The organism is Mesorhizobium sp. RSR565B (genome assembly GCF_054719465.1).
On sequence record NZ_JBTTIE010000001.1, the window covers coordinates 2818299 to 2837329 of the forward strand.

The following is a 19031-nucleotide window of genomic DNA, read 5'->3' on the forward strand; positions in this document are numbered from 1 at the left end:
CAAATTAGATCGATTCAATTTCTCGTCAAGCGCTTGGCTGCGAAAAGCTTGTGGGCCACATCTAAGGGGAAACCGTTAGGCGCTGTCCCGCCGACGTCAATCCTGTGAACCGCGCGCTACTTCAGTGATCCCTCGGCCGTCTTGCCTCGAACTCCGCTTTCTTGGCGTCCGAAGCCTCGGTCTGGTTCAGCGCCTGCCATTGCGCATAGGGCATGCCGTAGACGATTTCGCGCGACTGATCCTTGCCGAGATCGACGCCCTCAGCCTCGGCCGCTTCGCGATACCAGTTCGACAGGCAGTTGCGGCAGAAGCCGGCGAGGTTCATCAGGTCGATGTTTTGCACATCGCTGCGCTCGCGCAGATGATCGACAAGCCGGCGGAAGGCCGCGGCCTCGAAATCGCGTTTCTGGTCATCGCTGAGTTCGGTCATTGCCTTGGATCCTCACAGCGGCCCGGTGCGCGAGCCGAACATCTTCACCTGATGTATATCGGGACGGCGGTCGATGGCGTCAACGATCGGCGCCAGCCGTTCCGCCCAGGCCAGCGCCCCCTTGCGGTCTGATATCAGGTCCTGGCGGATCTCGATCAGCGCATGGGCAAAGCCGTTGACGATAGCGTGCTTGAACATGGTGTCGCCGCGCAACGCGCCGTCATAGGGTTCATTGTCGCCGACAACGAGGTTTTTATCCTGCGCCAGCATGTCGATCAGCGGCCGCGCCACGCGGTCGTCGAGGTCCCACAATATGCCGACATGCCAAGGGCGGATGAAGCCCTGCATGACAGGGGTGAAGGAGTGTACGGAGAAGATGAACGGCGCTTTGCCTGAGGCGTGCGCCACCGACGCGATCATGGCGCCGACCGCGTCCTGATAAGGCCGGTAGAAGCCGTCGAGCCGCCTTTCGCGTTCGGCCGGTGCCATGGGATAGTTTCCCGGCACGACGGTGCCGTCATAGAGCTGGCGGATCAGCGTCGGGTCGTCCTCGCCGCGATTGGGATCGATCAGCAGCCGCGAAAAATTGGCGATCACCGCCGGCACGTCGAGCGCTGCGGCAAGTTCGCGCGTCACCGTCTCGACACCGATGTCGTAGGCGATATGGCGATCGAGTTCCGCCGCCGGCAGGCCTAGACTGCCATACTCCTCCGGCAGGTCGCGGCGGGCATGGTCGGCGACAAGCACGATGCCTCGCTTGCGGTCGCCTTCGACAATATCGAAAGGCGCGAAAACTGTGGATCGGGTCATTGGCTGGAAAGGTCTGTTCGCTGGCTTCCGGGGAGGGTGGTATCGTCATTCCCACGAAGAGGACTGTTGCGCAATGCCGTTGTTTGGCCACGGTTTCTGCGAAAATCCTGTGACGCGCGGCAGATCGCGTGTCGGGGGCCTTTCTAAATCGATTGGAATTGGACAGAACGGCGCGTTGACATGCGCCCGGACTTTTCCGAAAAGGGGCGTTGAGAGATGCAGATGACGTTATTGAGGGGTTTCGGGATGGGTTCCGCCGGCAGGCCGCGTGCGCGCACCGCCTTTGCCGTGCCGCTCCTGACCCTGACGCTAGGGCTCACCGCGCTGGTCGCGGCTTCGCCCGCCCGCGCCGATTTCCGCGTCTGCAACGCCACGCAGAACCTGGTCGGCGTCGGCATCGGCTACCGCGCCAAGGCAGGCTGGATCACCGAGGGGTGGTGGCACATCGAAGGATCGAGCTGCAAGACGCTGATCGAAGGTCCGCTGTCATCGAGGTTTTACTATCTTTATGCAGAAGACGCCGAGCGCGGCGGGCGCTGGGATGGCCCGATCAACATGTGCGTGGCTGAAAAAGAGTTCAAGATCGCAGGCGTTACCGATTGCGTCGCTCGGGGCTTCCAGCGCGCCGGATTCCAGGAATATGACACGGGCGAGCAGGCAAGCTGGATGGTCCAGCTGACCGATGAGTCCACAACGGGAGGCGCTCCAGCCGCCCCGGGAACAAACAGTCAATGAGACGTAGCCGCAAGGTCAAGATCCTCGCCACCATCGGTCCTGCCTCCTCGTCCGAGGAGATGCTGCAGAAGCTGTTCGAAGCCGGCGCCGATGTCTTCCGCATCAATATGAGCCACACCGATCACGAGTTGATGCGCACGCTGGTCGGCCGCATTCGCGCGGTCGAGGAGAAAGTTGGCCGTCCGATCGGCATCCTGGCCGATTTGCAGGGACCGAAGCTGCGCGTCGGCAAGTTCGCCAACGGCAAGGAGGTTCTGACGCCGGGCCAGACCTTCACCCTCGACAACAATCCCGAGCCCGGCACGTCGACCCGGGTCTACCTGCCGCATCCCGAAATCCTGAGCTCGGTCGAGGCCGGCCACCGTCTGTTGATCGATGACGGCAAGCTGGAGCTCAGGGCGGTGAAGAGCGACGGCAAGTCTATCACCTGCACCGTCGTCGCCGGCACCACCATTTCCGACAAGAAGGGCGTCAGCCTGCCCGACACCGACCTGCCGGTCGGTGCGCTGACCGAAAAGGACCGCAAGGACCTCGATGCGGTGCTGGCGGAAAGCGTCGACTGGGTGGCGCTGTCCTTCGTGCAGCGGCCGGAGGATTTGGCGGAAGCCCGCAAGATCGCGCGCGGCCGGGCACTGATCATGGCCAAGATTGAAAAGCCGCAGGCCGTCGCCCGGCTGGCCGAAATCATCGAACTTTCCGACGCGCTGATGGTCGCCCGCGGCGATCTCGGTGTGGAAATGCCGCTGGAAGCGGTGCCCGGCATCCAGAAGCAGATCACGCGCGCCGCGCGCCGCGCCGGCAAGCCGGTGGTGGTCGCCACGCAGATGCTGGAATCGATGATCACCGCGCCGGTGCCGACCCGCGCCGAGGTGTCCGACGTGTCGATCGCCGTGTTCGAGGGCGCCGACGCAATCATGCTTTCAGCCGAATCCGCTGCCGGCGCCTATCCGGTCGAGGCGGTGGCGATGATGAACCGCATCGCCACCAAGGTCGAAACCGACCCGACCTATGCCGGCATCATCAACGCGCAGCGCTCGGAACCGGAAGCAACCGGCGCCGACGCCATTTCGCTCGCCGCCCGCGAGATTGCGGAGACGCTGAAACTGTCGGCGATCATCACCTATACGGCGTCGGGCACCACGGGCCTGCGCGCCGCGCGCGAGCGGCCGCAAGTGCCGATCATCGCGCTGTCGCCGATCCTCAACACGGCGCGGCGGCTGTCGCTCTTGTGGGGCACGCATTGCGTCGTCTCGCCCGACGCCAGCGACCTCGACGACATGGTCGACCGCGCCTGCCGCATCGCTTTCGAAGAGGGGTTCGGTCAGCCGGGCGACCGCGTCATCATCACGGCGGGCGTGCCGCTGAGGACGCCGGGTTCGACCAACATGCTGCGCATCGCCTATGTCGGGTCGGACGTGCAGGCCACCCGCAACATAGGTTGACAGAGGCTTCAACTCATCACAGTTCGCAGCGCTCTTGCCGCACCTTCGGCGTGATCGATACGCTGAAGGAAGCGGTGTGCGCGAGGAACGGGGTCGTGCAGGTACTGGTCCGGACCCAGCATCTTTCGCCGGTTGAGTTCGACTGTGTCGAGCAGATCGAAATCGACCGTGGCGATGGTGCAGTGCCACCCGGGATTGCGCGACGCCCAGCCCCTCTTGTGGTGTTCCAAAAGCCGCTCGCGGGCTGAATAGCCGTGGTAGTCGAACGCGATCACGCCGTTCGTCGCGTAAATATGGTTCCCGGAAAAGCCCTCGCCAGGAATGATCCGTTCGCCGTAAAAGCCGTCCAGAGGAGGACGCTCGAGAAAGGCGCCGGCAAGAATGGCGCACGCGCCATAGCCGAAGAAGATGCGGTCCGGCAACGCCCATCGCTTCTCCGGGTTTCTCTTGATGCCGTGTTTCAGGACATACATTGCGATCAGGTCGGGGCCAGTTCCGCGTCGGGCACCGTAATGTCGGGGCACTGTGCATCGTTGTAGGCATCGCCGGCGATGCGTGCTTCCACGGTTTTTGCCATTGCCTGCAGGTCGACGACCTTGCCGGCGACTTTCTCGATCGCGCCGACGACGAGGTCGGAGGCGATCCAATCCGGCTTGTGGCCCAGATTGTGGACCCAGATCAGTTCGGCGCCGGGGATGTCCCTGACCAGGCCGACCGAATGGATCGAGGCATAGACCACCTTGTCGCGGTCGCCCGAGATGACAATCGTCGGCGCTCTGATGTCGCGGTAATGCGGCGCGGCCTTCAACGTATAGTCGTAGAGGCCGGCGACATCGATGGCGTTGGCGCGGAAAGCGCCGGGACGCAGCACCAGCGGAATCGAGGCATTGCCGACATAGCCTTCCGGCACCTTGTTGGGAGAAAACACGCAGGCCGTGGCGCTGTCCATCTGCAGCGTGCCTGCCGGATAGGTCAATGTCTCCGAGAACAGCCAGCCGATGATGGGGGTGGCGGTCAGCTTGTAGTACCAGGCGGTCGCGCCGCCCGGCCAGGGGTGGCTGACCGGCGACAGAAAGACCAGCCCGAGCGTCTTCTCCGGGTGTTCGCGGCCAAAGGCGGCGGTGATCACGCCGCCAAAGGAATGGCCGACCATGATCGCATTGTGGATGCCGAGACGGCCCATCAGTCTGGCGATGGTGTCGGCCTGCGCAGACGGGCTCTCTTTGCCGGGGCCGCGCGCCGACCAGCCGAAGCCCGGCCGGTCGAGGAAGACCATCTCGGCGCGGCCTTCGAGCAAAGGCCTGATCGGCAGCATCTGATCCCTGAGGTTGGCGCTGGCGCCATGGATGAAGACGATGGCCGGCAGCTCTGCATTTTGCGGCGCCGGCAGGTGGACATAGTGGATGCGGGTGCCGTCGATGTCGGCAAATTCGCCGGCCGGCGGGTTTCGCCACTCGATCAGCCACGCGCCGGCGCGGGTGACACCGGCCAAGGCAAAGACGAGCGCGAGGAGCAAAGCACAGGCGGCGTAAATGAGGTTCATGCGCGGAGATACGGGGGTGGAGGGGGATAAGTTCTAGGGAGTAGGGAGTAGGGAGTAGGGAGGTGGCGTCTCGACCAATCTTCTCTACTGACTACTCACTAATCCCTAATTCCTACTGCCTAATCAAATTCCTTCGCCGGCAAGCTCTTCCGAAATTGCCGCGACCTGGTCCTGGGCGCTGCGCATCATCGGATAGATGGTAAGCACCTTCTGCCAGGCTTCGAGCGCCGATTGCTTGTGGCCGGTGGCGGCCATGATCTGGGCCAGGCCGGAAAGCGCGCCGAAATGGCGTGGTTCCAGCTGCAGCGTCTGGTCGATGTCGGACATCGATTTCCCGAAATTCTTCATCATGTAATGCACGGTGGCGCGCCGGTTCCAGCCTTCGGCATATTTTGGCTGCAGGACGACGACCTGGTCGAGGAAGTCGAGGGCGACGTCGAACTTCTGGTCGTCCATCGCCTTTTGCGACCATTGCATCATCAGGTCGATCGAGGCGCTGCCGGACTGGAACCATTCGCCCCAGATGCGCCCGGCGATGCGCTCGGCCGCCTTTTCGTTGCGCTCGCGCTTCAGCTCGGCAAACAGTTGGTCGAGCCTGGCTTCCCTGGTCAGGGCAACCGGCGGCTTTGCCGGCGGATCGTCCGCCGACGCCGGAGCGACGCCGAAAAGAAACAGGGTCGCCAAAAATGCAAAAAGAATCCGCATCACCGGAATCTAACCCCGGACGGCGGATCGTCAAACTGAAATTAGCGTGAAAGTGCCTGAAACCAGGCAATTACCATCATATGGACGGAGGCAACGAGCCCCCGGCCGAACGCTCAGCCCTGGCGCGCCTTGTAGCGCGGAGCGGTCTTGTTGATGATGTAGACGCGGCCCTTGCGGCGAACCAGCTGGTTGTCGCGGTGACGCGCCTTCAGCGCCTTGAGCGAATTCTTGATCTTCATGGTCTTGCCCGTCGGTCTGGGCCCTGTCCGGGCCGAATTATTAAGGCGTGCCTGAAAAGCGCGCCTTTGAACTTGCGGTGGCTCATAAACGAGGAGCCTTGCCCGTGTCAACCGCAAGCGTGCTGGATAGAGGCCGAGAATGGCTTTGGCAATCAAATATCCGCCATCTCGGCTCCACGCCATTGCGCGGCCGAAGGCGGGCTGGAATGGTGCGGCACCCGCAAGCCGATTTGGAGACCTCCATGCGCCTGTTGTTTGTGTCCGCGAGCCTTGCCGTTATGGCAGCGGCATCCACCGCGCAGGCGCAGGAATGCGACCGCAACGACGACAGCCAGCAGATGATGAACATCTGCGCCGGCGAGGACTATCAGGCGGCCGATGCCAAGCTCAACCAGGCCTACAAGGATCTCATCGGTCGCAACGACGACAAGGGCAGGAAGCTGCTGCAGGTCGCGCAACGCGCCTGGATCGCCTTCCGCGACACCGAATGCGCCTATACGACGACAGACAGCGAAGGCGGCTCCATCCATCCGATGGAGGTTTCACAATGCCTGACCGAACTGACGGACCAGCGCATCAAACAGCTCACCGCGGGCGCCAATTGTAGGGAAGGCGATGCGAGTTGCGCCAGCCCCGACGAAGACGGGGATCTGAACAACGAGTTGCAATAGGGCTCGAGCCACGCCCTCGCGCAAAGTGCCGGAATGGCTTAGCTACGGCGGCTGATGCGCGTGAAATGGCCCATCTTGCGGCCTGGGCGCGCTTCCGCCTTGCCGTAGAGATGCAGCATCAGATCGGGCTCGGCGAGCAAAGCGGGTACGCGCAGCACATCGTCGCCGATCAGGTTTTCCATGACGCAGTTTGAATGCCGGCCAGGGTTGCCCAGCGGCAGGCCGGCAATGGCCCGGATATGCTGCTCGAATTGCGAAACGATGCAGGCGGCTTCCGTCCAGTGGCCGGAATTGTGCACGCGCGGCGCCATTTCGTTGGCCAGCAGCGTGCCATCGGCAAGAACGAAGAACTCGACGCCGATGACGCCGACATAGTCGAGGGCCGACAGGATTTTCGCCGCCGCCCCCTGTGCCGTCGCCGCCGTCTCCAGCCTGATCTGGGCCGGCAGGGTCGAGGTATGCAGGATGCCGTCGCGGTGGACGTTCTCAGCCGGATCGTAGGCGGCGACCGCGCCGTCCAACCCGCGCGCGGCGATGACCGAGATTTCTCGCTCGAAAGCGACGAAGGATTCGAGGATCAGCGGCACATTGCCCATGGTCTCGCATGTGCCGGCAAAGCCGCCCGTCTCCATGTTGCGGAAGACGCGCTGGCCCTTGCCGTCATAGCCCATGCGGCGGGTTTTCAAGATGCCGCTGCCACCGAACTCTCTCAGCGCCGCCGTCAGCTCGTCGTCATTGTCGACGGAGCGGAAATCCGCTGTCCTGATGCCGATGCTGTTAAGGAATAGCTTCTCCGCCACCCGGTCCTGGGCGACTTCCAACGCCCTGGGCAGCGGATAGACCGGGACCTTGGCGGCGAGCGCGCCGGCAGCCGCTACCGGCACATTCTCGAATTCGTAGGTGACGACGGCGCTGACTGCCGCCAGTTCGGCAAGGGCGTCCGCATCGTCATAGGCGGCGGTGATCTGGCGGTTGGCGACCTGAGCCGCCGGGCAATCGGCCTGCGGTTCGAGGATAATTGTGCGGTAGCCGAGGCGCGCTGCGGCGACAGCCAGCATGCGGCCGAGCTGGCCGCCGCCGATGATGCCGATGCTCGATCCCGCGGGCAGGCTCACGGCGCGTCCGTCGGTTCGGTGGCGACCCTGGCGGTTTGGGCGGCGCGCCAGGCATCCAGGCGGGCGGCAAGTTCTTCGTCGTTCAGCGCCAGCACGGCGGCCGCCAGAAGGGCGGCGTTGGCCGCACCCGCCTTGCCGATGGCAAGCGTGCCGACCGGAATGCCGGCCGGCATCTGGACGATGGAGAGCAGCGAATCCTGGCCGGACAGCGCCTTCGATTCGACCGGCACGCCGAACACCGGCAGCGGCGTCATCGCCGCCGTCATGCCGGGCAGGTGGGCGGCGCCGCCGGCGCCGGCGATGATCACCTTGTAGCCGGCCGCCTTGGCGCCCTTGGCGAAATCATAGAGGCGGTCCGGGGTGCGGTGGGCGGAGACGATCAGCCGCTTGTGCGGAATGCCCAGCGCCTCCAGCGTTTCGGCGGCGTGGCGCATCGTCGCCCAGTCGGACTGGCTGCCCATGATGATGGCGACGTCGGCGCGGTGGTCGGTCAAGCGCATGCTCCCGGCGGTAAAGGCGCGCCTTAGCGGAATTCGGGCTGGCCCGCAAGGATGGCGGCCGCCGCAGCCTAGTCCGGCCAGCGCAGGGCGCCGGATGAATCCTTTCGCGGCTGTCTCATCGCATCCGCCGGCCTGTCGGCCGCGGTGAGCACGGCGCGGAGGCGTTCGGCGACGATCTCGGCCTCGCCTGGGTGCAGGTTGCACGGGTCGAGGAAGAAATGGCCACGCTCGACTTCGTGGTTGCGCACGATGATGGGCGGCGATCCGGCCGCCAATGCCGAGGCGAGGCCGGCGGCACTGAAGCGGCTTTCGGGGGAGACGAAGATCTGCAGCCGGTCGAGCGGATTGGCGGTCGGGTCGGGAATGATGTTTGCGACGATGCCGGGTATTCCCTGCAGCGAATCCCTCCATAGATGGAGCGCCGCTTCCTCGCGTCGGCGGATGCCGGCATGGTCGCGCTTTTCCCAGGCTTCGAGCGCCGCGATGGTGCCGGCGATGCTTTCCTTGCCGACCTTCATGGCGCGGGCGACGCCGCGGTTCTGCAGATAGGCGGCGCGGACCAGATCCTTGCGGCCGGTGACGATGCCGCTGGTCGGCCCCGAAAGGAATTTGTGGCCGCTATAGACGACGATGTCGGCGCCGCGCGCCAGGAAGCTGCGCAGGTCATATTCGGAAGCCGCATCGACGATCACCGGCACGCCCCTGGCGTGGCAGATATCGCAGAATTCCTCAAGGGAAAGCATGCCGTATTGCACGGTGTGGTGCGCCACGACGTAGAGCGCCGCCGCCGTGCGCTCGTTGATAGCCTCGCGCACATGATAATCCTGCGTGACGCTGACCGTGCCGGCCGGAATGACCTTGGCGCCGGCGACGCGGATCGACTGGTCGATCGGTGCGCCGTAATTGACGATATGGCCGAGCTGGATGACGACTTCGGACTTCAGCCCTTCGGTATCGTCGGGCAGCCGTTCGATCGCCAGCAAATTGGTGCCGGTCATCGCCCCGGCGATCGCCATTGTGATGCCTGAGGCGCAGCAGGCGGTGATGAAGCCGGCCTCGCCGCCGGTGAGGCGGGCGGTGATCACGCTTGCGGCGCGCTGCAGATCGTCCATCTCCACCCATTGCGAGGCGATCTCGGCCATGGCGCTGATCGCCTCGGGAACGATGATCGAGGCGCCGAGCGTCGTCATCGTGCCGGAGACGTTGATGATCGGCCGCAGTCCCAGCCGTTCACGGATCGTGGTGTTGGAGCCGGTGTCGGAATAGGTTTTCATGTTCAGCAATCCCTTGACGGTCAGGCGGCGATCTCGACGACCGCTTCGATTTCGACGGTGATGTTTCCAGGCAGCGAGCCGACCCCGATCGCCGAGCGGGCATGGCCGCCGATCTTGTCGAAGACGCTGGCGAACAGGTCCGAGCAGCCATTGACCACTTTCGGGTGGTCGCTGAAGGTCGGCGTCGCATTGACGAAGCCGAGCAATTTGACGACGCGCACGATGCGGCCGAGATCGCCGGCGGCGGCGTGCATGACGGCGAGCAGGTTGAGGCCGGTGAGGCGGGCATGCTCATAGGCCTGCTCGACGGTGACGTCCTCGCCGACCTTGCCGGTGCACAGCGTGCCGTCGGCGCGCAGCGGCCCTTGACCCGAAAGAAAGATCAGCCGGCCGCTTTCCGCATGGGTGACGAAATTGGCGATCGGTGTCGGCGGCTCGGGCAGCGTCAGGCCGAGTTCGGCGAGCCGGATGTAAGGCGTCATGGAAGAATTCTCCTTGGGCCGGCCTGTTGTTTTACGCAATTCCCAGGGGAAAGCGCTTCGCGCTTTTCCCGGGAAAACCGCTTACACTTCTCCTGGAATTGCTTTGGGCCGCCCATGTCAGAAATGGGAGGCGCGGAAGCGCGCCAGGAAAGAGCGGAGGCGCTCATTGGTGGTCTCTTCGGCAAGGATCTCCTTCGGCGGGCCAACAGCGCTGACACCGCCATCGGCCATGAAGACAATGCGGCTCGAAGCGTCGCGGGCGAAGGCCATCTCGTGCGTGACCATCACCATGGTCATGCCGTCTTCGGCCAGGCTGCGCACAACGGCCAGCACCTCGCCGACCAATTCGGGATCGAGCGCGGAGGTGATCTCGTCGAGCAGCAGGATCTTCGGCTCCATGGCGACTGCCCGCGCTATGCCGACGCGCTGCTGCTGGCCCCCGGAGAGTTCCGCCGGCAGGCTGTCGGCCTTGTGGGCCAGGCCGACGCGGCTCAGCCAATGCTCGGCGATCTGGCGCGCCTCGGCCTTGCTCTTGCCGCGCACCTTGGTGAGGCCGAGCATGATGTTGCCGGCGGCGGTGAGGTGCGGAAACAGGTTGAAGCTCTGGAACACCATGCCGGTTTCGGCGCGCATATTGGCAAGGTCGCGCTCGCTGCGCCGCTGGCGCGCGCCGGCCTCACGAAAACCGACCTCCTTGCCGTCGATTCGGATCGAGCCTGAGTCGTAGCTTTCGAGAAAGTTGACGCAGCGCAGCAGGGTGGTCTTGCCGCTGCCGGAAGGGCCGATGACGGTGACCACCTCGCCCCTGTCCACCTTGAGGCTGACCGAGCGAAGCACCTCGACCGAACCAAAGGCTTTCGAGACCCCGGCAATGTCGAGAAGGGCAGCATTGTCGTTCGAGCTTGTGGCCATCGTGCTAGTCCCGGATGAAGGCAAAGCGCCGTTCCAGCCGCCGGCTGGCGTAGGAAAGCGCATAGTTGACGGCGAAATAGATCAAGGCGCCGAGGATGTAGAGCGGCATCGCCTCATAGGTGCGGCCGATGACCTGGTTGATCGCCTGCATCAGGTCGGTGATGCCGAGCAGCGAGACCAGGGCGCTGCCCTTGACCGCATCGGTGACGCCGTTGATCCAGGGCGGCAGGAAGCGCCGGAAGGCCTGCGGAAAGATGACGTAGGTGAGCCGCTGGCGAAAAGTCAGCCCAATGGCCATCGCCGCTTCTGACTGGCCCTTGGGAATAGAGCCGACGGCGCCCCGGAGATACTCAATGACCTGCGCCGTCTTGAACAAGGTCAGCGCCAGCACCGCCGCCGAGAAGGATTGCAGATGCAGGCCGATGGCCGGCAGGCCGTAATAGACGAAGAACATCAGCACCAGGATCGGGATGCCGCGGATGGTGTCGGAGAAGATGCGCACGGCCCAGCGCAGCGGCGCCGGGCCGTAGACCAGGCCGACGCCGAGCGCGACGCCGGCAATCAGCGACAGCACCACGACCAGCAGCGACACCCACAAAGTGATGGCGAAGCCCTGGGCGAGGAACGGTACGGCGTAGAGGATCTGGCTCAGCATGTCAGCGCGCAGCCCTGAACCGGCGTTCGACCAGCCGCAGTCCGAACAGCAGGGTGTAACCGGTCACCAGATACATCGCCGTCGTCACCAGATAGACCTCGACGATGCGGAAGGTGTTGAAGTTGATCCACTGGGCGCCGAAGGTGAGCTCGGGCACCGAGATCACCGAGGCGATCGACGTGTCCTTGAACAGCGAGATGAAGGTGTTGGACAGCGCCGGCAGCGTGATGCGCAGCATGGTCGGCAGGCGCACATGAACCAGCCGCTGCCAGGGCGTCAGGCCGATGGCTTTGCCGGCATCGAGCTGGCCGCGCGGCACGGCTTCCAGGCCGGAGCGGAACACCTCGACCAGATAGGCGCCGCTATAGACCGACAGCGTCAGCACGAACGAGGTCGGCGCGTCGTAGGCGACGTCGATCACCGTCGGCAGGCCGTAGAAGACGAGATAGACGAGCAGGATCAGCGGCACGTTGCGGATGAATTCGACGTAAGCCGCAATGATGGCGCGCACCACGCGTCCGGCCGAGACATACCAGACCGCCAGCATCAGGCCGATGACGACGCCGATGGCAATCGAAATCACGGCAAGCTCGAGGCTGAGCAGAAGGCCGCCCCACAGCTTGTCGAAATGCCGCCAGATCAGGTTGAAGTTGAGCGTATAGCCCATGCGTCTCCCGCAATAACCAAGGGGATGCGAACTAGAAGGCGGAAGGGCTAACCCTTCCGCCAGCACTTGTCAGACAACCGGGAAACCCGGATGGCGGGCCGGCGGCTCTTGGCCGAAATAGTCCTTGAAGGCGGCGTCGTAGAGTGCGGTCTCATGGCCGAACATGGCGATGGTGAAGGTCTGGTTGACGAAGGTCAGCCAGTCCAGGTCGCCCTGCCTGACCGCCGCGCCGTAGAGCATCGAGTACCAGCTCTTGCCGGCATCGAAATATTTGTCGGGGTTGCGCGAGGCCAGCCAGCGCACGGTTGAAAGATCGACAGCGGCGGCATCGGCGCGTTTCGATTCCAGTGCCTGCAGCACATTGGCCTGGGTGTCGATCTGCAGCACCTGCGCCTCCGGCAGGGCGTAATGGACCGAGCTTTCGGCGTCGACATTCTGCAGGATCGAGATGCGCGTCGCCGAACCGCCGGCGAGCAGCTTGTCGAAGGTCTTGTTTTCCGCCGTCGGCAGCGTCAGCAGGGCGACGCCCTCGACATAGTATGGTCTGGAGAAGTGGATCAGCTGCGAGCGCTGCGCGGTCATGGTCATGAACTGGATGGTAATGTCGACCTTGTTGGTGGTGACATTGGGGATGCGCTGCGCCGGATCTTGCATGACGAACTCGACCTTGCTCGGATCGTCGAACAGACCCTTGGCCAGGATGCGGCCCATGGTGATGTCCATGCCGACCAGCTCGCCGGCATCGTTTTCGAAATGCCATGGCGCGTTGGTGCTGCCGGTGCCGACGATCAGCTTGCCGCGGTCAAGCGCGGTGCGCAGAACGCTGTCGGATGCGGCTTGTGCCGCCGCCTTTTCGGCGCTGACAGCGGTCATCACGCCCGCCGTTGCAAGCCCGGCCATGCCCAGTTTCAGAAAATCTCGCTTGGATGCGTCGTTCACTGCGACCTCCTGTTGTTTGAGTTCCCCTTACAGACACACGTGTCGCCGACCTGAATTGTCTCTTACAATAGACACATGTATCCTATACAAGACAGATACTAACATCAGGAATCAGTTATGCAAGACAGCAATGGACTCACGGATCGGGCGGAGCTTGGTCCAGCCGAGAGCCCGACGCCCGACAAGACCTCCGGCTCGCGCGAGAAGGGCCTCAACCGGGTGCTGGAGATCCTGGAATTCCTGCATGTCACGCAGCGCGCCATCGGCATTGGCGATCTCGCCAAGGGGGTGAATGCGCCGCGCTCCACCACCTATACGCTGGTGCGTTCGCTGGTCGATGCGGGTCTCCTGGAGATGGAGGGCGACGGCAACCGGGTCTATTTCGGCAAGAAGCTCTACCTCTATGGGATGGACTATGTCAGGGGCAACGACCTGCTTAGGCGGGGCCGGCAGGAGGTCGACAATCTGTCGCGCGAGACCGGCGAGACCTCCGAATTGTGCATGCTGCAAAGCGGGCGCTATACCATCGTCCATTCCAGCCCCGGCACCAGGCCGTTCCGCATCAGCTCGGCCACTGGCTTGCAGATCCCGCTGCCATGGACGGCATCGGGGCGGCTGCTTCTGGCCGGATTGGAAAGGGCCGCCATCCAGGACATGGTCTCGGAAGACGACCTTTTGCTGCCCGACGGCCGCAGGCTGCAGTTCGACGACTTCATTGCCGATATCGCGACGGCCAGAACGACCGGCTATTGCATCACTTCGGGGCTGGTCGACGCCTACACCAAATGCCTGGCCGCCCCTGTCTTCGCGGCCGCCGGCAAGGTCGAGGCGACGATGTGCCTGGTGGTGCCGATCGACACTTCAGCGGAGAAGACCGACGAATTGCTGACGTTGCTGCGCCATCGCGCGGCGCGGCTGTCGATAGCGGGGTGAGCAGTTAGGCCCCGAGGCCGTCGGCTAAGCGATGATATCCGGAATGATCTTGTCTTCCAGCGCCATCAGCCGGTCCTTGAGGAAAAGCTTCTTCTTCTTCATGCGCTGGATCTGCAAGGGGTCGCAGCCCATGGCGATCATCGCATTGATGGCCGCGTCGAAATCGGCATGCTCCTGCTTCAGGCGGGAAAATTCGAGGCGGACATCGGCCTTTTCCTGGTCGGACATTCTCTACCGTCTGCATGTCTGCGGCGCCCGGCAATGGGCATGATTGGGCGGGGGCGGCATCAATTGCCGCCGGCGCGCAGCCAATATCACATATCACATTGTCGTGGAATGCTACCACGCAGCATTCGACATCGCAGCCGGATGGTGGCAGACTGTCATGGTGCCGTCACAGATGCGACCTGCGGTGGACGTGCCTTTGACGGCTGCAATCGAGGAAACCATGAAAGGGAGAACCAATCATGTCTCTTGCATCCCATCTTGATGAGTTGCAGCGGAAACACGGTGATATCGAACGCGAGATCGACGATGCGATGAACCATCCATCGGTCGACGACCTCGAAATCGTGAATCTGAAGCGACGCAAGCTGGCACTCAAGGACGAGATTGAAAAACTGAAGGCGAAACCGACGAGACACTGACGCCCTTCCAGGATTAGACGCGCCGCCTTGGCGCGTGACTATCGCTCCGGTGGCGACATGCCGCCGGAGGCCTGTGTTTGCTACTGATTCCGATACTGTTGCCGGCGAAACCCGTCTGTGGGGTCGCCGCGCTGCTGCGATTTGGCGGCTCTGCTTGTCTGTCGCCATTGACAAGCCATCTTTGCTCCTCCACCTCATGCCCGAACCTCAGCGCTATGCGCTGATAGCTGATTGAGCGTGCGTCGACGTGGACGTGTGTCGCTCGGGTGATCAAGAGGCTGCCGGCATGACCGGGTATTTTTCCTCCCCCTTTGGGCGCCGGACATCGGTCGGCGTCGATGTCGGCGGCGTGGTCGTCGGCGGCGGCGCGCCGGTCGTCGTGCAGTCGATGACTAACACCGACACGGCCGATATCGACCAGACCGTCGCGCAGGTTGCGGCTTTGCATCGCGCTGGCTCCGAGATCGTGCGCATCACCGTCGATCGTGACGAGAGCGCCGCCGCCGTGCCGCGCATCCGCGAACGGCTCGAGCGGCTCGGCATCAATGTGCCGCTGGTCGGCGACTTCCACTATATCGGCCACAAGCTGCTGGCCGACCATCCGGACTGCGCCGAGGCGCTGGCCAAATACCGCATCAATCCCGGCAATGTCGGCTTCAAGGACAAGAGGGACCGCCAGTTCGCGGCGATCGTCGAAATGGCGATCAGGCATGACAAGCCGGTGCGCATCGGCGTCAATTGGGGGTCGCTCGATCAGGAGTTGCTCACCCGGCTGATGGACGAGAACCAGCGCCAAGGCTTCCCGCTGACGGCGCAGGAAGTAACCCGCGAGGCGATCGTGCAGTCGGCGATCCTGTCGGCCGAAATGGCTGAAGAGATAGGCCTCGCCCGCGAAAAGATCATCCTGTCGGCCAAGGTCAGCGGCGTGCAGGATTTGATCGCCGTCTACACCGAGCTTGCCACGCGTTCCAACCATGCGCTGCATCTCGGCCTCACCGAAGCCGGCATGGGCTCCAAGGGCATCGTCGCCTCGTCGGCGGCCATGGGCATCCTCTTGCAGCAAGGCATTGGCGACACCATCCGCATCTCGCTGACGCCGGAGCCGAATGGCGATCGCACTCGCGAGGTGCAGGTCTCGCAGGAACTGCTGCAGACCATGGGCTTCCGTCAGTTCGTGCCGATCGTCGCCGCTTGCCCCGGCTGCGGCCGCACGACATCCACCGTGTTCCAGGAACTCGCCCAGAACATCCAGGCCGATTTGCGCAAGAACATGCCGGTCTGGCGGGAGAAATTTCCCGGCGTCGAGAACCTCAAGGTCGCGGTGATGGGCTGCATCGTCAACGGCCCGGGCGAATCCAAGCACGCCGATATCGGTATTTCGCTGCCCGGCACCGGCGAGACGCCGACCGCGCCCGTCTTCGTCGACGGCAAGAAGTCGGCGACGCTGCGCGGTCCCTCGATCGCAGCGGATTTCGAAAAAATGGTCGCCGATTATATCGAGCAACGGTTTGGGCAGCACGGCAAGGCCGCCGCGGAATAGATGATGCGGCGTTTCCTCAGGGCGACGCTGATCCTGCTTTGCGGTCTGTCATGGTCGACCGCTGCCCTGGCCGATCCACCGCAATCGCGCTCGGCGGCGAAACGATTGATCGGCCGTGTCTGTGACCTGATCGAGACGCATGCCGAGCGGAACGGCCTGCCGAAGGATTACTTCGCCCGGCTGATCTGGAAAGAAAGCCGCTTCGATCCCAATGCGGTTAGCCCGGTGGGCGCCGAAGGCATCGCCCAGTTCATGCCGGGCACCGCCAAAATGCGCGGGCTGGCCGATCCTTTCGACATCGAGCAGGCGATCCCGGCTTCGGCGAAATATCTCGGCGAGATGAAGCTCGCCTACGGCAATCTCGGCCTGGCGGCGGCCGCCTACAATGCCGGCGAGAACCGGGTGTCGCGCTGGCTGGGTTCGGGCGGCTTCCTGCCGATGGAGACAGAGAGCTATGTCTTCGACGTCATGGGCGAACCCGTCGACAAGTTTTCCGACAGCGCTTACACCGGGACGGTCGAGCCGCTCGACGCGAAAACCAGCTTTGCCGTCGCCTGCCGCAAGCTGCCGGTGATCATGTCGAGAACCGTGGCGATGGCGTCGATCAATGTGAAGCCATGGGGCGTCCAGGTGGCCGGCAATTTCCGCAGGGGCGCGGCGATCAATCAGTGGCTGAGGGTCAGGAGCCGGTTTCCGGCGCTGCTTTCCGGTCGTGACCCGGTGGTCAGCCGGGTGCGCACGCCGATCGGCCGACGCGGCATCTACGCCGTCAGGATCGGCGTCGACGACCGCGCCGCCGCCAACGTCATCTGCCAGAAACTGCAAAGCGTCGGCGGCGCCTGTATCGTCGTGCGCAACCGATAGGGGGCGACATGACGGCCAAAATCGTCCTGCTTAATGGCGTCGGCAGCGCCGGCAAAAGCTTGATCGCCAGGGCGCTGCAAACAATCGCCACCGAGCCCTTCCTGCATGTCCAGATGGATGCTTTCATCGACATGCTGCCGCCGGCGCTGCAGGATCATGCCGACGGGTTTTCCTTTGAGACCGTGCTGGAAGACGGCAAGCCGTCGGTGGTGATCAGGAGCGGGCCGGTCGGCGCGCGAGCCATGCGCGGCATGCGCCATGCCATCGCCGCCATGGCCGGGCAAGGCAACAATCTCATCGTCGACGACGTGATCTTCAATGAAGAGATAGCGGAGTATGTCGAGTTGCTGTCGAGCTTTGACCTGCATCTGGTCGGCGTCATGGCGCCGCTGGAGGTGCTGGAAGCGCGCGAGGCCGCGTGCGCCGACAGGCTGCTTGGCCTGGCGCGCTGGCAATATGGACGCGTCCACAAGGGCATGGACTACGACCTCGAAGTCGACACCAGCCTGCTGACGCCGCTTGAATGCGCCCGTCGCATCCAGGAAAGATTCCGACTATAGTGGCCGGTGTCTTTGACACGATCGCAGCTTTTACCAATTGCCCAAAACGCAGATAGCCGTCTCTGGCCTGCAAAGTCGTGTCGATTAATATTTATGAGCCTTGCTGTAGTAAGACGGGTCGAAATTTCTGGCGAGACCTTTGGGGCCGTTAACGGGGGAACATCATGCCGGTGACAAATTTCCTTAGACGCGTCGTCGGTGAACTTGAAACGCCGCGCGCCAAACGGCCGTTCGGTTCTGGCTGGCTGTCCGGCTCGATTGGCTTGCTTGCCGGGGTCACCGCCCTGCTGATGGTCATCGTGCTGCGCTACCCGTCGCTTACATCGATGCCGGATCTGGCCCCCATCCACCAGATGCTGTTCTTCAAGCCGGTGCTCTATTTCGTCCTCATCTCCGGCTATATCCTGGCGATCCTCAGCATGACGCTGCGCAGGCAAAAGACGCTCGGCGCGGCAGCCATGTTCACTGTGCTGCTGGCGTCGCTGGTCGGCATGCTTCCGGTGCGCCATCAACTGCACATAGACGGGGTGTTCTTCGGGCTCGATTTCTTCATCCTGAACGCCTTGTTCATGGGTGTGCTGTTCGTCCCGCTCGAACGTCTTTTCGCGCGCAACAAGGATCAGACCGTGTTCCGCGACGAATGGCGCGAGGACCTGTTCTACTATCTGGTCTCATCGCTGCTGGTGCAGATTTTGACCTACCTGACCTTGGCGCCGTCCAACTTCGTCAATGCGCAGGGCGCCCTTGGTTCGGTGCGCGCCTGGGTCCACGACTTGCCGTGGCTGGTGCAACTGCTGGCGGTAATGTTCCTGACCGACTTTGCCCAGTATTGGGTGCATCGGGCCTTTCATCGCATTCCCTGGCTGTGGAAGTTCCATGCCGTGCACCATTCCGCCAAGTCGATGGACTGGATTGCCGGTGCGCGCATGCATTTCCTGGAAATTATCGTGCTGCGCAGCCTGACGGCCACCCCGATGTTCGTGCTGGGGTTCGATGAATCGGCTATCCAGACGTATATATTGATCGTCTACGTCTATTCGTCTTTCATCCATTCCAACATCGGAACCAGTTTCGGTCCAGTCGAAAAGGTGCTGGTGTCGCCGCGTTACCACCACTGGCATCACGGCCTCGAGAAAGAAGCGATCGACGTAAACTTCGCCATCCATTTCCCGCTGCTCGACCGGCTGTTCGGTACCCACCATATGCCTGAAGGACGCTGGCCGAACGGCTACGGCATTCACGGACATCCCGTTCCGAACGGATACTGGCAGCAATTCCTCTATCCCTTCCGGCGCGGCTAGACTGGATCCATTAGCGAACCGCGCGTGTCACCGCGCCTGGCGAGGTAGCCCAATCCATGACAAGCGA

General features: G+C 63.2%; 24 protein-coding genes. 9 read left to right on the forward strand and 15 right to left on the reverse strand.

What is annotated here, in order from left to right; genetic code table 11:
* Positions 1-121: 121 nt before the first annotated feature.
* A complete protein-coding gene (locus ACYG9R_RS13690) occupies positions 122-430 on the reverse strand; it encodes a DUF1244 domain-containing protein (RefSeq protein WP_023673120.1) in 309 nt (102 codons plus the stop codon).
* 12 nt (positions 431-442) lie between these two features.
* A complete protein-coding gene (locus tag ACYG9R_RS13695) occupies positions 443-1240 on the reverse strand; it encodes an N-formylglutamate amidohydrolase (RefSeq protein WP_023684035.1) in 798 nt (265 codons plus the stop codon).
* Positions 1241-1486: 246 nt separating this feature from the next.
* Between ACYG9R_RS13695 and ACYG9R_RS13700 the strand changes: the two genes are divergently transcribed.
* Positions 1487-1975 (forward strand): DUF1036 domain-containing protein, encoded by a 489-nt coding sequence (locus ACYG9R_RS13700; RefSeq protein WP_023673118.1) that lies wholly within the window; start codon positions 1487-1489, stop codon positions 1973-1975.
* Complete coding sequence (gene pyk, locus ACYG9R_RS13705; protein WP_023673117.1) at positions 1972-3417, forward strand: pyruvate kinase; 1446 nt, start codon at positions 1972-1974, stop codon at positions 3415-3417. Before ACYG9R_RS13700 ends, pyk begins: the two co-directional genes overlap by 4 nt.
* Positions 3418-3425: 8 nt before the next feature.
* Here the strand turns inward: pyk and ACYG9R_RS13710 are convergent, their stop codons facing one another.
* The 4 genes from ACYG9R_RS13710 to ykgO form a co-directional block, all read right to left on the reverse strand.
* Entirely contained in the window at positions 3426-3890 is a 465-nt protein-coding gene (locus ACYG9R_RS13710; RefSeq protein ID WP_023684034.1) for a hypothetical protein, read from the reverse strand.
* A gap of 5 nt (positions 3891-3895) precedes the next feature.
* Positions 3896-4960: an alpha/beta fold hydrolase gene (locus ACYG9R_RS13715; RefSeq protein ID WP_023825025.1), complete on the reverse strand. Its 1065-nt coding sequence runs from the start codon at positions 4958-4960 to the stop codon at positions 3896-3898.
* A 123-nt stretch (positions 4961-5083) separates the two neighbouring features.
* Positions 5084-5665, reverse strand: a complete 582-nt coding sequence (locus ACYG9R_RS13720; protein ID WP_023711628.1) for a tetratricopeptide repeat protein — start codon at positions 5663-5665, stop codon at positions 5084-5086.
* A 113-nt stretch (positions 5666-5778) separates the two neighbouring features.
* The gene (ykgO, locus tag ACYG9R_RS13725) at positions 5779-5904 is read right to left on the reverse strand and encodes a type B 50S ribosomal protein L36 (RefSeq protein ID WP_006327841.1); all 126 of its coding nucleotides are present in this window, start codon (positions 5902-5904) and stop codon (positions 5779-5781) included.
* 47 nt (positions 5905-5951) lie between these two features.
* On the opposite strand from ykgO, the gene ACYG9R_RS13730 reads away from it, so the two are divergent.
* On the forward strand, positions 5952-6575 hold the full coding sequence (locus ACYG9R_RS13730; RefSeq protein ID WP_245260135.1) for a lysozyme inhibitor LprI family protein: 624 nt from the start codon (positions 5952-5954) through the stop codon (positions 6573-6575).
* A 38-nt stretch (positions 6576-6613) separates the two neighbouring features.
* Here the strand turns inward: ACYG9R_RS13730 and ACYG9R_RS13735 are convergent, their stop codons facing one another.
* The 8 genes from ACYG9R_RS13735 to ACYG9R_RS13770 form a co-directional block, all read right to left on the reverse strand.
* Positions 6614-7690, reverse strand: coding sequence for a 5-(carboxyamino)imidazole ribonucleotide synthase (locus tag ACYG9R_RS13735; protein ID WP_023825023.1), 1077 nt, complete (start codon positions 7688-7690; stop codon positions 6614-6616).
* A complete protein-coding gene (gene purE, locus ACYG9R_RS13740) occupies positions 7687-8184 on the reverse strand; it encodes a 5-(carboxyamino)imidazole ribonucleotide mutase (protein WP_023752880.1) in 498 nt (165 codons plus the stop codon). Before purE ends, ACYG9R_RS13735 begins: the two co-directional genes overlap by 4 nt.
* A gap of 74 nt (positions 8185-8258) precedes the next feature.
* Positions 8259-9464, reverse strand: coding sequence for an aminotransferase class V-fold PLP-dependent enzyme (locus ACYG9R_RS13745; protein WP_031197096.1), 1206 nt, complete (start codon positions 9462-9464; stop codon positions 8259-8261).
* 20 nt (positions 9465-9484) lie between these two features.
* Complete coding sequence (locus tag ACYG9R_RS13750; RefSeq protein ID WP_023673109.1) at positions 9485-9946, reverse strand: RidA family protein; 462 nt, start codon at positions 9944-9946, stop codon at positions 9485-9487.
* 117 nt (positions 9947-10063) lie between these two features.
* A complete protein-coding gene (locus tag ACYG9R_RS13755; protein ID WP_023673108.1) occupies positions 10064-10858 on the reverse strand; it encodes an amino acid ABC transporter ATP-binding protein in 795 nt (264 codons plus the stop codon).
* A gap of 4 nt (positions 10859-10862) precedes the next feature.
* On the reverse strand, positions 10863-11513 hold the full coding sequence (locus tag ACYG9R_RS13760) for an amino acid ABC transporter permease (RefSeq protein WP_023684027.1): 651 nt from the start codon (positions 11511-11513) through the stop codon (positions 10863-10865).
* A gap of 1 nt (position 11514) precedes the next feature.
* Positions 11515-12180, reverse strand: coding sequence for an amino acid ABC transporter permease (locus tag ACYG9R_RS13765; RefSeq protein ID WP_023673106.1), 666 nt, complete (start codon positions 12178-12180; stop codon positions 11515-11517).
* Between the two features lie 69 nt (positions 12181-12249).
* Positions 12250-13080: a transporter substrate-binding domain-containing protein gene (locus tag ACYG9R_RS13770; protein WP_023673105.1), complete on the reverse strand. Its 831-nt coding sequence runs from the start codon at positions 13078-13080 to the stop codon at positions 12250-12252.
* Between the two features lie 156 nt (positions 13081-13236).
* Here ACYG9R_RS13770 and ACYG9R_RS13775 point away from each other — a divergent pair, with 156 nt between their 5' ends.
* Positions 13237-14052, forward strand: a complete 816-nt coding sequence (locus tag ACYG9R_RS13775; RefSeq protein ID WP_023673104.1) for an IclR family transcriptional regulator — start codon at positions 13237-13239, stop codon at positions 14050-14052.
* A gap of 24 nt (positions 14053-14076) precedes the next feature.
* On the opposite strand, the gene ACYG9R_RS13780 is transcribed toward ACYG9R_RS13775, so the two are convergent.
* Entirely contained in the window at positions 14077-14280 is a 204-nt protein-coding gene (locus ACYG9R_RS13780) for a YdcH family protein (RefSeq protein WP_023673103.1), read from the reverse strand.
* Positions 14281-14519: 239 nt separating this feature from the next.
* Between ACYG9R_RS13780 and ACYG9R_RS13785 the strand changes: the two genes are divergently transcribed.
* From ACYG9R_RS13785 to ACYG9R_RS13805, 5 genes are all read left to right on the forward strand, one after another.
* Positions 14520-14699, forward strand: coding sequence for a YdcH family protein (locus tag ACYG9R_RS13785; RefSeq protein WP_023684024.1), 180 nt, complete (start codon positions 14520-14522; stop codon positions 14697-14699).
* A gap of 286 nt (positions 14700-14985) precedes the next feature.
* Positions 14986-16239, forward strand: a complete 1254-nt coding sequence (gene ispG, locus ACYG9R_RS13790; RefSeq protein ID WP_023825021.1) for a flavodoxin-dependent (E)-4-hydroxy-3-methylbut-2-enyl-diphosphate synthase — start codon at positions 14986-14988, stop codon at positions 16237-16239.
* A 3-nt stretch (positions 16240-16242) separates the two neighbouring features.
* Positions 16243-17103, forward strand: coding sequence for a lytic transglycosylase domain-containing protein (locus ACYG9R_RS13795; protein WP_023825020.1), 861 nt, complete (start codon positions 16243-16245; stop codon positions 17101-17103).
* Positions 17104-17111: 8 nt separating this feature from the next.
* Positions 17112-17663 carry a chloramphenicol phosphotransferase CPT family protein gene (locus ACYG9R_RS13800; RefSeq protein ID WP_023825019.1) on the forward strand — a complete coding sequence of 184 codons (552 nt, stop codon included), beginning with the start codon at positions 17112-17114 and terminating at the stop codon, positions 17661-17663.
* A 164-nt stretch (positions 17664-17827) separates the two neighbouring features.
* The gene (locus tag ACYG9R_RS13805; RefSeq protein ID WP_155923329.1) at positions 17828-18964 is read left to right on the forward strand and encodes a sterol desaturase family protein; all 1137 of its coding nucleotides are present in this window, start codon (positions 17828-17830) and stop codon (positions 18962-18964) included.
* Positions 18965-19031 lie beyond the last annotated feature (67 nt).